Annotated in this window: 9 protein-coding genes and 2 rRNA genes; all 11 read left to right on the top strand. The window is 68.2% G+C overall.

Translation table 11 applies throughout. The annotated features are described in order from the left end of the window. The first annotated feature begins 377 nt into the window (after positions 1-377). The 11 genes from FGD68_RS12380 to xerD all read left to right on the top strand — a co-directional run bounded on the left by FGD68_RS12380 (position 378) and on the right by xerD (position 14161). Positions 378-3497 (top strand): 23S ribosomal RNA (locus tag FGD68_RS12380). 119 nt (positions 3498-3616) lie between these two features. Continuing rightward, positions 3617-3733: ribosomal RNA gene (gene rrf / locus FGD68_RS12375) — 5S ribosomal RNA — on the top strand. A 1215-nt stretch (positions 3734-4948) separates the two neighbouring features. After that, positions 4949-5944 carry a tetratricopeptide repeat protein gene (locus tag FGD68_RS12370; protein WP_119373594.1) on the top strand — a complete coding sequence of 332 codons (996 nt, stop codon included), beginning with the start codon at positions 4949-4951 and terminating at the stop codon, positions 5942-5944. Beyond that, complete coding sequence (locus FGD68_RS12365) at positions 5934-6974, top strand: HAD-IIA family hydrolase (RefSeq protein ID WP_119373593.1); 1041 nt, start codon at positions 5934-5936, stop codon at positions 6972-6974. Before FGD68_RS12370 ends, FGD68_RS12365 begins: the two co-directional genes overlap by 11 nt. A 9-nt stretch (positions 6975-6983) precedes the next feature. Then, positions 6984-7193, top strand: a complete 210-nt coding sequence (locus FGD68_RS12360) for a hypothetical protein (RefSeq protein ID WP_237609510.1) — start codon at positions 6984-6986, stop codon at positions 7191-7193. Beyond that, on the top strand, positions 7186-8064 hold the full coding sequence (locus tag FGD68_RS12355; protein WP_237609509.1) for a TlyA family RNA methyltransferase: 879 nt from the start codon (positions 7186-7188) through the stop codon (positions 8062-8064). The genes FGD68_RS12360 and FGD68_RS12355 overlap by 8 nt, the downstream gene beginning before the upstream one ends. A gap of 5 nt (positions 8065-8069) precedes the next feature. Next, entirely contained in the window at positions 8070-8987 is a 918-nt protein-coding gene (locus FGD68_RS12350; protein ID WP_390611050.1) for an NAD kinase, read from the top strand. Next, positions 8980-10695 (top strand): DNA repair protein RecN, encoded by a 1716-nt coding sequence (recN, locus tag FGD68_RS12345; RefSeq protein WP_119373291.1) that lies wholly within the window; start codon positions 8980-8982, stop codon positions 10693-10695. Before FGD68_RS12350 ends, recN begins: the two co-directional genes overlap by 8 nt. Positions 10696-10815: 120 nt before the next feature. Continuing rightward, positions 10816-12510 (top strand): CTP synthase, encoded by a 1695-nt coding sequence (locus FGD68_RS12340; RefSeq protein WP_182480934.1) that lies wholly within the window; start codon positions 10816-10818, stop codon positions 12508-12510. Next, complete coding sequence (locus tag FGD68_RS12335) at positions 12507-13178, top strand: NUDIX domain-containing protein (protein WP_237609508.1); 672 nt, start codon at positions 12507-12509, stop codon at positions 13176-13178. The genes FGD68_RS12340 and FGD68_RS12335 overlap by 4 nt, the downstream gene beginning before the upstream one ends. Further along, positions 13175-14161 (top strand): site-specific tyrosine recombinase XerD, encoded by a 987-nt coding sequence (gene xerD, locus FGD68_RS12330; protein WP_237609507.1) that lies wholly within the window; start codon positions 13175-13177, stop codon positions 14159-14161. The genes FGD68_RS12335 and xerD overlap by 4 nt, the downstream gene beginning before the upstream one ends.

Here is a 14161-nt window from a genome sequence, read left to right as displayed (position 1 = left end):
AAGTCACGCGTCAGGCATCTGTTCTGGCGGTGGCGCTCATGGGTGGAACATTGACATTGATGCCGGCTGATGTGTCGGGCTGCTAGTACGCCTCCTTGTGGGGTGGGAACGTGGTCTGGTGTGTCGAGGGCATGTTGCACGCTGTTGGGTCCTGAGGGACCGGGCCGCACCTTTCGGGTGTGTCTGGTTTCTTGTCGGACCCTTTCCGTCGTCCTGTTGTGGATGGTGGTGGGGTACCGCCCGTATATTGAGAACTACACAGTGGACGCGAGCATCTTAGATTCACCGGTTTACCGGTGGATCACAAAGATCTATTTATAGATCATTGGTCAATTCTGTCTCCTCTAGGGGAGGCGAAACGATTCAATCTCATGTGATTTCAAGATTCTAAGAGCAAACGGTGGATGCCTTGGCATCTGGAGCCGAAGAAGGACGTATAAATCTGCGATAAGCCTCGGGGAGCTGATAATAGAGCTGTGATCCGAGGATCTCCGAATGGGGAAACCCCGCCAGGCCCTTTGGGTGACCTGGTGACTCCCGCCTGAATATATAGGGCGGGTAGAGGGAACGTGGGGAAGTGAAACATCTCAGTACCCACAGGAAGAGAAAGCAAAAGCGATTCCGTTAGTAGTGGCGAGCGAAACCGGAAGAGGCCAAACCGATCATGTGTGATATCCGGTAGGAGTTGCATGGTCGGGGTTGCGGGACTTTCCGTACAGTTCTACCGAGCTGTGAGGGCAATGAGCGCGATATAGACGAATGGTCTTGAAAGGCCAGTCATAGAGGGTGCGAACCCCGTAGTCGAAATGTCGTCGCCTGTCCGGAGAGTATCCCAAGTAGCACGGGGCCCGAGAAATCCCGTGTGAATCTGTCAGGACCACCTGATAAGCCTAAATACTCCCAGATGACCGATAGCGGACAAGTACCGTGAGGGAAAGGTGAAAAGTACCCCGGGAGGGGAGTGAAATAGTACCTGAAACCGTTTGCTTACAAACCGTTGGAGCACCCTTGTTGGTGTGACAGCGTGCCTTTTGAAGAATGAGCCTGCGAGTTAGTGATATGTGGCGAGGTTAACCCGTGAGGGGCAGCCGTAGCGAAAGCGAGTCTTAATAGGGCGTATGAGTCGCATGTTCTAGACCCGAAGCGAAGTGATCTATCCATGGCCAGGTTGAAGCGACGGTAAGACGTCGTGGAGGACCGAACCCACTTCAGTTGAAAATGGAGGGGATGAGCTGTGGATAGGGGTGAAAGGCCAATCAAACTTCGTGATAGCTGGTTCTCTCCGAAATGCATTTAGGTGCAGCGTTGCGTGTTTCTTGCCGGAGGTAGAGCTACTGGATGGACGATGGGCCCCAAAAGGTTACTGACTTCAGCCAAACTCCGAATGCCGGTAAGTGAGAGCGCAGCAGTGAGACGGTGGGGGATAAGCTTCATCGTCGAGAGGGAAACAACCCAGACCACCATCTAAGGTCCCTAAGCGCGTGCTAAGTGGGAAAGGATGTGGAGTTGCATAGACAACCAGGAGGTTGGCTTAGAAGCAGCCACCCTTGAAAGAGTGCGTAATAGCTCACTGGTCAAGTGATTCCGCGCCGACAATGTAACGGGGCTCAAGCACGCCACCGAAGTTGTGGCATTTATATTATAGGCAGGCCTTCGTGGTCCAGCCGTATGGATGGGTAGGAGAGCGTCGTGTGGCCAGCGAAGCGGCGGTGTGAACCAGCCGTGGAGGCCACACGAGTGAGAATGCAGGCATGAGTAGCGAAAGACGGGTGAGAAACCCGTCCTCCGAAAGACCAAGGGTTCCAGGGCCAGGCTAATCCGCCCTGGGTAAGTCGGGACCTAAGGCGAGGCCGACAGGCGTAGTCGATGGACAACGGGTTGATATTCCCGTACCGATGAAGAACCGCCCAAGACAATCCAGTAATGCTAAGTGTCTGAATCCTTGATTCGATCCCTTCGGGGTGACGGTCTTGGCCTAGCACACGACCCTACGCTGGGGCGTTTAGCGTATTAACAGGTGTGACGCAGGAAGGTAGCTGAGCCGGGCGATGGTTGTCCCGGTCTAAGGATGTAGGGCAGAAGATAGGCAAATCCGTCTTCTATGTAGCCTGAGACCCGATGGGTAGTCCTCACGGACGAAATCAGTGATCCTATGCTGCCGAGAAAAGCATCGACGCGAGGTTCCAATCGCCCGTACCCCAAACCGACTCAGGTGGTCAGGTAGAGAATACTAAGGAGATCGAGAGAATCGTGGTTAAGGAACTCGGCAAAATGCCCCCGTAACTTCGGGAGAAGGGGGGCCTGAGGCGTGTAGGGATTTACTCCTGAAGCGTTTGAAGGCCGCAGAGACCAGTGGGAAGCGACTGTTTACTAAAAACACAGGTCCGTGCTAAGTCGCAAGACGATGTATACGGACTGACGCCTGCCCGGTGCTGGAAGGTTAAGAGGAACGGTTAGCACGCAAGTGCGAAGCTGAGAATTTAAGCCCCAGTAAACGGCGGTGGTAACTATAACCATCCTAAGGTAGCGAAATTCCTTGTCGGGTAAGTTCCGACCTGCACGAATGGCGTAACGACTTCCCAGCTGTCTCAACCGCGAACTCGGCGAAATTGCACTACGAGTAAAGATGCTCGTTACGCGCAGCAGGACGGAAAGACCCCGTGACCTTTACTACAGCTTGGTATTGGTGTTCGGTGTGGCTTGTGTAGGATAGGTGGGAGACTGTGAAGCTCGGACGCTAGTTCGGGTGGAGTCATTGTTGAAATACCACTCTGGTCACTCTGGATATCTAACTTCGAACCGTAATCCGGTTCAGGGACAGTGCCTGGTGGGTAGTTTAACTGGGGCGGTTGCCTCCTAAAGAGTAACGGAGGCGCCCAAAGGTTCCCTCAACCTGGTTGGTAATCAGGTGTCGAGTGTAAGTGCACAAGGGAGCTTGACTGTGAGACTGACAAGTCGAGCAGGGACGAAAGTCGGGACTAGTGATCCGGCAGTGGCTTGTGGAAGCGCTGTCGCTCAACGGATAAAAGGTACCTCGGGGATAACAGGCTGATCTTGCCCAAGAGTCCATATCGACGGCATGGTTTGGCACCTCGATGTCGGCTCGTCGCATCCTGGGGCTGGAGTAGGTCCCAAGGGTTGGGCTGTTCGCCCATTAAAGCGGTACGCGAGCTGGGTTTAGAACGTCGTGAGACAGTTCGGTCCCTATCCGCTGCGCGCGTAGGAAATTTGAGAAGATCTATCCCTAGTACGAGAGGACCGGGATGGACGAACCTCTGGTGTGTCAGTTGTTCCGCCAGGAGCACCGCTGATTAGCTACGTTCGGAACGGATAACCGCTGAAAGCATCTAAGCGGGAAGCCGGCTTCGAGATGAGATTTCCATCCCTTTCAGGGTGAAGGCTCCCGGCTAGACTACCGGGTTGATAGGCAGGATGTGGAAGCGAGGACTAAAGACTCGTGGAGCTGACCTGTACTAATAAGCCGATATCTTGAAAACACTTTGCTTGCGTCCACTATGTGGTTCCCGATATACGGTCGGGTGCTAATTGAACAACCAGCTTGACTGGTCGATTCATCACAGATTTCATGCCCTCGTTGGGGGTGTGTATGGGGTGTTTCGGCGGCCATAGCGAGAGGGAAACGCCCGGTCACATTCCGAACCCGGAAGCTAAGACTCTCAGCGCCGATGGTACTGCAGGGGGGACCCTGTGGGAGAGTAGGACACCGCCGGACTTAACTTGAGAATGATCGGGGAGGCCCGTCGCACATCGTGCGGCGGGCCTTTCTGCGTTAACACCCGGACCATCGCGGTCGGTCCTCCACGGCGGCGACTTCGAGTTCGTGTCCGAGCTGGGCCGTCGCGACGGTGGCGTACGGATCGCGCCTCGTGTGGAGCCGTTTCCGCCTGCGTGTCTCGGGGCTGACATCGCTGAGGCGATGCGGCCCGCCGAGGATCGGTGCGCGACCGCGATGGTCGTCAATGCCGGTCCGCTGCACACGACCGACGGCACCGGTTAGCCTGGGAGCTGACTTCGGCGACACCCACAACACCACAGACATCATCTGGCCCATGCGGCCGACAGGAGCACAGTGAGCGACTCATCCGATCGAGACAGCCGGCCCGAGGGCCAGGACCGCGGATCGTCGCACTCGCCGCGTGGACGTGATGATGGCAAGCCGCCGTACGAGCGCGGTTCCGCGGGTGCGCCTCGAGGGCCCCGTGAAGGCGGGCGCTCCTCCGGTCCGCGTGCCGCCGGGGGAGACCGCCCGGCCCGTGACGGCGACCGCAAGCCCTGGTCGAAGGACGGTGGTGGAGAGGCCGGTCGGCCGCAGCGCGATGGGGAGCGCAAGCCCTGGTCTCGTGATGGCGGCGGTCCGGCTCGTCCCGCTCGTGATGGCGAGCGCAAGCCGTGGTCCAAGGACGCGGGCGGGGCACCCCGGCCGCAGCGCGATGGGGAGCGCAAGCCCTGGTCCAAGGACGGCGGCGGGGCCGGCGGTGCGGCACGTCCCGCTCGTGACGGGGAGCGTAAGCCCTGGTCGAAGGACGGTGCTGGAGCTTCGCGGCCGCAGCGTGACGGGGAGCGTAAGCCCTGGTCGAAGGACGGTGCGGGAGCTTCGCGGCCGCAGCGTGATGGGGAACGCAAGCCCTGGTCGAAGGACGGTGCGGGAGCTTCTCGGCCGCAGCGCGACGGGGAGCGCAAGCCCTGGTCGCGTGATGGCGGGTCGGGTTCGCCGCGGTCTGACAGGGACGGGGAGCGCAAGCCCTGGTCGAAGGACGGCGGTCGGGATTCCGGTGGCCGTGATGCCGGACGCGGTGGCGCTCGACCGCCGCGCGACGGCGACAAGCTCTGGACGCGCGATGGACGACCCGCGAGGAACGACCGCGATGCCCCACGCTACGAGGAGACCCTGACGGAGGAGCAGCTGCGCGCGCGTGAGCTGCGCTCCGTGCGTCCGCGCCACGAGGACCCCGAGATCCCCGAGGACGTGAAGCCGGGTGATCTCGACCGCATCGCGCGCAACGAGCTGAAGACGCTGAGCAAGGACAACGCCGAGGGCGTCGCGCAGCACCTGGTGATGGCGGCGCGGCTCATCGAGGAGGATCCGGAGCTCGCGCACCGGCACGCCACCTCGGCTGCTCGCCGTGCCGGTCGCATCGCGGTGGTCCGGGAGTCGCTGGCCATCACGGCGTACGCCGTCGGTGACTACGCGCTCGCGCTGCGCGAGCTGCGGACCTACCGGCGCATCTCCGGCAAGGACGACCAGCTCGCCCTCATGGTCGACAGCGAGCGCGGGCAGGGACGCCCGGACAAGGCCCTGGAGCTCGGGCGCTCGGTCCCGAAGGAGACGCTGCCGGCGGCGGAGCAGGTCGCGCTCGCGATCGCGATGTCCGGCGCGCGCCTCGACCTCGGGCAGACCGAGGCTGCTCTCGACGAGCTGTCGATCGCGCAGCTGAACCGGGACGTCGCCTACTCGTACAGCGCGGACCTCTTCCACGCCTACGCGGAGGTGCTCGAGGAGCTGGGTCGCTCGGCGGAGGCGGACGCCTGGCGTCAGCGCGCCGACGCGGCCGAGGCGGCGTTCGCGGATCCGGACGAGGGCTGGGACGACATGGTCGAGGTCGTCGAGGAGGAGCTCGCGGTCGAGGACGGTGGGCACGAACCGTCCGAGGACGACGGATCCGGCGACGCGATCGCTGCGAGCGCGAGCGCCGTGGAGTCCGACGAGGCTGCGGATGCCAACGTCGACGCCTCGGACGACCCCGTCGAGGCAGCTGAGCCGAGCCCGCCGAGCGAGGAGGGCGACAGCGAGGACATCGCGGTCGACGTCGACGACGAGTGGGAGGTCGACGGCGATGCGGCCGACGAGTCGCCCGCCGCGGTCGCCGACGACGAGGCCCCGCAGGCCGACGACGCCGGGGAGGCGGACCGCGATGTTCGCTAGGGCGTCGAAGGGCAGTGCGCCGCTCGACGGCGTGGACGTGATCCTCGCGGACCTCGACGGCGTCGTGTACGCGGGACCCGACAGCATCCCGCACGCGGTCGACGCGCTGAACCGCGCCGCCGGCGACGGGATCCGGCTCAGCTACATCACCAACAACGCCTCGCGCACCGACGCGTCGGTGGCCGAGCACCTGAGCTCGCTCGGACTCACGGTGGCGCCCGAGGACGTCGTCACGTCGCCGCAGGCCGCGCTGCGGCTGCTCGCGGACCGGGTGCCCGCCGGATCCACCGTGCTCGTCGTCGGCGGCGAGGGTCTCGTGCACGAGCTCGAGAAGGCCGGCTACGTGGTCACGCGCTCCACGGCGGACAGCCCGGCGGCGGTCGTGCAGGGGTTCTCGCCGGAGGTGGGCTGGACCCAGCTGGCGGAGGCGGCGTTCGCGCTGGCCGATCCTGATGTCGTGTGGGTCGCGACCAACACCGACTGGACGATCCCGGTCGCGCGGGGCATCGCACCCGGGAACGGCACGCTCGTATCGGCCGTGCACACGGCGGTCGGTCGGCTGCCCGTGGTCGCGGGCAAGCCGGAGACGCCGATCTTCGACGTGGCGCGCGAGCGCTTCGGCGCCCAGCGGCCCGTGTTCCTCGGCGACCGGCTCGACACCGACATCCTCGGGGCGACGCGCGCCGGTATGGCGTCCGTCCACGTGCTCACCGGGATCGACCGGGCGAAGCAGCTCCTCGCGGCAGAGGAGGACCAGCGGCCGACGTTCATCCTCGAGCACCTCGGGCAGCTGCACGAGCCGTACCCCGAGACGCGGTTCTCGCAGGAGGGCCGCGTGGCGACGGTCGGGAAGTCGTCCGTGCGCATCGCGGGCGACCGCGTCGAGGTCGTCAAGGACGGCGGATCCACCATCGACACGCTCCGCGCCGCATGCGCCGTGATCTGGAACTCGGGCCGGCCGATCTACGGGCTCGATGTGCAGGAGTCCCTCTACGTCGCCGCCGGTGCCGCCGGCGCGGGCCGGGCGTAGCGTGACGGCGTGAGCGACGACCCGGACGACAGCGCTCGAGCGGGATCCGCACCGGGGCCGGACTCCGACGACGGCCGCGACGTGGCCGAGGGGCTGGTCTCCCGGCTGCAGCTGATCGAGGAGCAGCCGCTCGGCGACCGCGCGGCCGCGTTCGGGCTGCTGCACGACGAGCTGCGCGCGCGGCTCGAGGGCGGCGACGGGGCCGTCACGCGTGGCTGACCCCGGCGACGGATCCGCGCCCGCGCCCGCAGCCGACCCGGTTCCCGGCGAGCCGCTCGGCGGCGACCTTCGGCTCGACGCCGCCCTGCCCACGCTCGGGCTCGCGCGCTCCCGCACCCACGCCGCCCGGCTCATCGCCGACGGGCTCGTCACGGTCGACGGACGAGGCGTCGTCAAGGCGTCGTTCCGGGTGATGCCCGGATCCGTCGTCGAGGTCGCCGGCACGGACGCGTACGTGAGCCGCGGCGCCCACAAGCTCGTCGGCGCGCTCGACGCCTTCCCCGGGGTCGCGGTCGACGGGCGGCTGGCGCTGGACGTCGGCGCGTCCACGGGCGGGTTCACGCAGGTCCTGCTCGAGCGGGGGGCGCGGCGGGTGGTCGCGCTCGACGTGGGGCACGGCCAGCTGGATCCGCTCATCCGGGAGGATCCGCGCGTCGACGTCGTCGAGGGGTTCAACGTGCGCGATCTGACGCCCGAGTCGCTCGCGGGCGTGACGCCCGCGGACATGGCGGGGGAGCGACCGGGGCTCGTCGTCGGCGACCTCTCCTTCATCTCGCTCGGGCTCGTGCTGCCCGCCATCGCGCGCACCGCCGCGGACGGCGCCGACATCGTGCTGCTGATCAAGCCGCAGTTCGAGGTGGGGCGCACGGGGATCCGCGAGGGCATCGTGCACGACCAGGGTCTCCGCGACGACGCCGTCATGCGCGTCCTCTGGGCCGCATGGGACCTCGGCCTCGGCACGGCCGGCCTCGTCTCCTCCCCGATCGTCGGCGGGGCCGGGAACCACGAGTACCTGGCTTGGTTCAGCGGTCGCGCGGGGAGCAATCCGACACAATGGAGATCGACGTCGAACGAGATCACAGGAGCGTGAGCGAAGTGGCTGGACCCGCGAGGCACATCCTGGTCGTGTCCCACACGGGACGGCGCGACTCCATCGACGCGGCGCTCAGCGTGTGCGCGCAGCTGGCCGAGGCCGACGTGCACCTCGTGCTCACGGCCGACGAGAAGGCCGACATCCTCCCGTTCGCGCCCGAGATGGACGGCGTCGCCGTGCTGGGAGAGGACGTGCAGACGGCCGACCTCGAGATCGTCATCGTCCTGGGCGGCGACGGCACGATCCTCCGCTCGGCGGAGCTCGTCCGCGGCACCTCGGTGCCGCTGCTCGGCGTGAACCTGGGGCACGTGGGCTTCCTCGCCGAGAGCGAGCGGGAGGACCTCACGGCCACCGTGCGCCGCGTGCTCGACCGCGACTACACGGTCGAGGAGCGCATGACGCTCGACGTGACGCTCAAGGTCGGCGCCGACATCGTCTACCGCACATGGGCGCTCAACGAGGCGACCGTGGAGAAGGCCAGCCGCGAGCGCATGCTCGAGGTGGTGGTCGAGATCGACGGGCGGCCGCTCGCGTCCTACGGCTGCGACGGCATGGTCGTCTCGACGCCCACGGGATCCACCGCGTACGCCTTCTCGGCGGGCGGCCCCATCGTGTGGCCGAGCCTCGAGGCGATGCTCGTGGTGCCGCTCAGCCCGCACACGCTCTTCGCCCGCTCGCTCGTCGTGGGCCCGGAGTCCACGGTCGCCGTGGAGGTGCTCAGCCGCACCTCCGGATCCGGGGTGCTCTGGTGCGACGGGCGCCGCACGCGGGACATGCCGCCGGGTGCACGCGTCGAGGCCCGACGCTCCGCCATCCCCGTGCGCCTCGCGCGCCTCAAGCAGTCGCCGTTCACCGACCGCCTCGTGAACAAGTTCGAGCTGCCGGTCACCGGCTGGAGGGGGCCGGTCGACCGTGATTGAGGAGATCACCATCCGCGACCTCGGGGTGATCGGCCAGGCCACGCTGCCGCTCGGGCCCGGCTTCACGGCCGTCACCGGCGAGACCGGCGCGGGCAAGACCATGGTCGTCACCGCCCTCGGCCTGCTGCTCGGCGCGCGCGCCGACTCGGGGGCCGTGCGGCAGGGGAGCGAGCGCGCGGTCGTCGAGGGGCGCTGGATCATCGCGGCCGACGGGCCCGTGCCCGAGCGCGTGCGCGACGCCGGGGGAGACGTCGACCCGTTCGGCGACGGCATGCGAGGCGAGCTCATCGTCACGCGTCAGCTCTCGTCCGAGGGCCGCAGCCGCGCATCGGTCGGGGGCCGCGGGGCTCCGGCGGCGCTGCTGACGGAGATCGGCGAGCAGCTCGTGGTGGTGCACGGCCAGTCCGACCAGATGCGCCTGCGGTCGTCCACCGCCCAGCGGCAGGCGCTCGACCGGTTCGCTGGATCCGCGCTGGCGCCCGTGCTCGCCGAGTACCAGGAGGTGTTCCGCCGCTGGCAGGCGGCGCGGGCCGAGCTCGACCGCCTCGTCACGGAGCAGGACGCCCGCACGCGCGAGGCCGAGGAGCTGCGCATCGCGATCGACGCGATCGAGGCCGTGGCGCCGCAGCCGGGCGAGGACGAGGAGCTGCGCGAGCGCACCGACCGGCTCACCAACCTCGAGGACCTGCGGGCGGCCGCTTCCGCCGCCCACGAGCTCATGTCGTCCGAGGACGCGTCCGGGGAGATGGCCGACGCCGCATCGGTGCTCGACACCGCCCATCGCCGCCTCGACCGGGTGGCGGCGCACGACCCGGGCCTCGCCGAGATCATCGAGTCGCTCGACAGCGCGCGGATCCTCGTGTCGGAGATCGCCGTGCAGCTCTCGGGCTACCTCGCGGGGCTCGACGCCGACGGCGCCCGGGAGCTCGAGACCCTGCAGGACCGCCGCGCCGAGCTCGCGGCCCTCACGCGGGCGCACGGTCCGACGGTCGAGGACGCGCTCGCGTTCCTCGACACCGGCAGCGCCCGCCTGCTCGAGCTCGACGGCGACACCGACCGCATCGACCTGCTGCGCGTCGAGGTGGAGCGCGACGAGCAGCTCGTCGGCGAGCTGGCCGGGCGCGTCACCGCGGTCCGCGAAGAGGCCGGCGCGCGGCTCGCCGCGGCCGTCACGACCGAGCTCGGCGCGCTCGCCATGGCCGACGCGTCGCTCGAGGTGCGGGTGTCGCCGCGGGAGGAGCCTGCACTGTCGGGCGCCGACCGGGTCGAGATCCTGCTGCGCCCCCACGCGGGAGCCGAGGCGCGTCCGCTCGGGCGGGGCGCCTCCGGCGGCGAGCTGTCGCGCGTGATGCTCGCCATCGAGGTAGTGGTGGCCGGCGACGACCCCGTGCCCACCTTCGTGTTCGACGAGGTCGACGCGGGCGTGGGCGGTGCGGCGGCGATCGATATCGGACGGCGGCTGGCACGGCTGGCGGAGCGCGCGCAGGTCATCGTCGTCACGCACCTCGCTCAGGTCGCGGCCTTCTCGACCAACCACCTGCGCGTGGTCAAGGGCGGCGACGGCCAGGTCACCGCGTCGAGCGTCACGCAGCTCGAGGGCGACGCGCGGATCCAGGAGATGGCGCGCCTCCTCTCCGGCCTGCCCGACAGCGAGAGCGGCCTGGCGCACGCGCGCGAGCTCGTGGAGACGGCCGCCTCCCTGCGCTGAGCGGACGACCGGCGGCAGCCCCGCGCGGCGTGGCTGTCGCGCTGCCCCGGAACACACGTAGGATGGAAGCCCGTGGCGGACATCAATTCAGCGGACACGGACCCGAGCTCGACGGACAGCATCACCAGCACGACAGGCGCGGCGAAGACGACCAGGCACATCTTCGTGACCGGCGGCGTCGTCTCCTCGCTCGGCAAGGGCCTCACGGCGGCCAGCCTCGGCAATCTCCTCACGGCGCGCGGCGTGCGCGTCGTCATGCAGAAGCTCGATCCCTACCTCAACGTGGATCCGGGCACCATGAACCCCTTCCAGCACGGCGAGGTCTTCGTGACCGACGACGGCGCGGAGACCGACCTCGACATCGGGCACTACGAGCGCTTCCTCGACATCGAGCTGGACCAGGCGGCCAACGTGACCACCGGCCAGATCTACTCCGAGGTCATCGCCAAGGAGCGCCGCGGCGAGTACCTCGGCGACACGGTGCAGGTCATCCCGCACATCACCGACGAGATCAAGCGCCGCATGCGCTTGCAGTCCTCGGACGAGCCGCAGCCCGACGTGATCATCACCGAGATCGGCGGCACGGTCGGTGACATCGAGAGCCAGCCGTTCATCGAGGCGGCGCGCCAGGTGCGCCACGAGCTCGGCCGCAACAACGTCTTCTTCGTGCACGTCTCGCTCGTGCCGTACATGGGCGCGTCGGGCGAGCAGAAGACCAAGCCCACGCAGCACTCCGTCGCTGCGCTGCGCTCCATCGGGATCCAGCCGGACGCGCTCGTGCTCCGCAGCGACCGGCCCGTCTCCGACTCGAACAAGAAGAAGATCGCGCTCATGTGCGACGTCGACGAGCAGGCCGTCGTGAACGCGGTGGACGTGCCGAGCATCTACGACATCCCCGAGATGCTGCACGGGCAGGGCCTCGACAGCTACATCATCGACCACCTCGGGCTGCCGGCAGCGGACGCCGTCGACTGGTCCGGCTGGAGCGACCTGCTCGACGCCGTGCACGACCCGAAGCACGAGGTCACCGTCGGCCTCGTCGGCAAGTACATCGACCTGCCGGACGCGTACCTCTCGGTCACCGAGGCCCTGCGGGCCGGCGGGTTCGCCCACTCGGCGCGCGTGAAGCTGCGCTGGGTCGCCTCCGACGAGTGCGAGACGCCCGAGGGCGCGGCGAAGAAGCTGGGCGACCTGGATGCGCTGTGCGTCCCGGGCGGGTTCGGCATCCGCGGCATCGAGGGCAAGCTCGGCGCGCTGAAGTTCGCGCGCGACAACATGATCCCCGTGCTCGGCCTGTGCCTCGGCCTGCAGTGCATGGTCATCGAGTACGCCCGCAACGAGGCCGGCCTCACGGGCGCCTCCTCCAGCGAGTTCGACCCCGAGAGCGCGTTCCCGGTCGTCGCGACGATGGCCGAGCAGGTCGACATCATCGCGGGCGGCGACCTGGGCGGCACCATGCGCCTCGGCCTCTACGAGGCGGCGCTCGCGCCCGGATCCCTGGCCGCCGAGCTGTACGGCGCGCCCGTCTCGCACGAGCGCCACCGCCACCGCTACGAGGTCAACAACCAGTACCGCGACCGGATCCAGGACGCCGGCCTCGTGTTCTCGGGCACGTCGCCCGACGGCACGCTCGTCGAGTACGTGGAGCTGCCGCGCGAGGTGCACCCGTTCTACATCGGCACGCAGGCGCACCCGGAGCTGCGGTCGCGCCCGAACCGCGCGCACCCGCTGTTCGCCGGCCTCATCCGCGCCGCGCTCGACCGCCAGGCCGCCAGCACGCTGTTCGTCGAGGACGACGCCGAGGCGGTCGCGTGACCGACGCCGTCGCGGGCGCGCCGGCTGACGGCCTGCACGACGACGCCGTCTCGTACGACGTCACGTCGAGCGAGCGGGTGTTCCGGGGCAAGATCTGGGACATCCGCCGTGAGACCTTCGCGTACGGCGACGGCGAGATCACGCGCGAGTTCGTCGACCACACGGGCGCCGTCGCGGTGCTCGCGATCGACGACGAGGACCGCGTGCTCCTCATCAAGCAGTACCGGCACCCCGTGCGCATGCGCGAGTGGGAGATCCCGGCGGGGCTGCTCGACATCACGGGCGAGCCGCCGCTCACGGCCGTGCAGCGCGAGCTCGCGGAGGAGGCCGACCTGGTCGCCGCCGAGTGGAGCGTGCTGGCGGAGTACTACACGACGCCAGGCGGAAGCGACGAGGCGATCCGCGTCTACCTCGCGCGCGGTCTGACCCCCACGGCGGAGGCGTTCGCGCGCACCGATGAGGAGGCCGACATCGAGGTGCGCTGGGTGGATCTCGACGAGGTCGTCACGGCGGTGCTCGAGCGGCGGATCCAGAACCCGTCGACCGTGATCGCGGTGCTGCAGGCGCACGTCGCCCGCTCGCGCGGCTGGTCGACGCTCGGGCCGGCCGACGCGCCGTGGCCGCGTCACCCGAAGCTGCGGGACGGCGAGGGCGCGTCCGCCTCGTGACCGACGCGGCCGACGGATCCCCGGGAGCGGCGCCCGACGCCGCCCCCGAGATCCCGGTCGCGCTGCGGCGCGCCGTCGACCGCTGGCTCCGGCACGTCGAGGTGGAGCGCGGCCTGTCCCAGAACACCCTCCAGGCGTACCGCCGCGACCTCGCGCGCTACACGGCGCACCTCGCAGCCGAGGGCGTCGCGGATCCGGCCGGCGCCACCGCCGTGCACATCGCCGCCTTCGCGCAGCGGGTCCGCGACCCCGAGCACGGTGGCCTCACGGCGTCGTCGCTCGCGCGCATGCTGTCGAGCGTCCGGAGCTTCCACCGCTTCCTCGTGGAGGAGGGCATCGTCGACGTCGACGTGTCCGCGGACCAGAGGCCGCCCAAGCTGCCGAGCCGTCTCCCGAAGGCCGTCTCCATCGAGACCATGGGCCGGATCCTCGACGCGACCGACGGCGACGAGCCGCTCCGCGTGCGGGACAAGGCCCTGCTCGAGCTGCTGTACGCGACGGGCGCGCGCGTCAGCGAGATCACGGCGCTCACGGTCGACGACGTGCTCGGCCCCGACGGCGCAGCGGCCGAGCTGGTGCGCGTGCTCGGGAAGGGCGGCAAGCAGCGGATCGTGCCCGTCGGGTCCTTCGCGCGCCGCGCCGTCGACGCGTACCTCGTGCGCGTCCGCCCGGTCCTCGCCGCGCGCGGCACCGCGACGCCCGCGCTCTTCCTGGGGCTCCGCGGCCACGCGCTCTCGCGGCAGAACGCGTGGCTCGTGATCAAGGCGGCCGCCGAGCGCGCCGGCGTCGCGGAGGAGATCTCCCCGCACACGTTCCGGCACTCGTTCGCGACGCACCTCATCGCGGGCGGCGCCGACGTGCGCGTGGTGCAGGAGCTGCTCGGCCACTCGTCGGTGGCGACCACGCAGATCTACACGCGCGTGACGGTCGACACCCTGCGCGACGTCTACACGACCGCGCACCCGCGTGCCCGCCGGGCGTGA

This window comes from Clavibacter californiensis (assembly GCF_021952865.1).
Classification (GTDB): Bacteria; Actinomycetota; Actinomycetes; order Actinomycetales; family Microbacteriaceae; genus Clavibacter; species Clavibacter californiensis.
The sequence above is the reverse complement of the archived record's forward strand: the minus strand, read 5'-3'. Positions and strand labels throughout refer to the sequence as shown.

Excerpts from the sequence above, each read along its gene's own strand:
- FGD68_RS12365 (WP_119373593.1), top strand. The coding sequence starts at position 5,934 with ATGTTCGCTAGGGCGTCGAAGGGCAGTGCGCCGCTCGACGGCGTGGAC.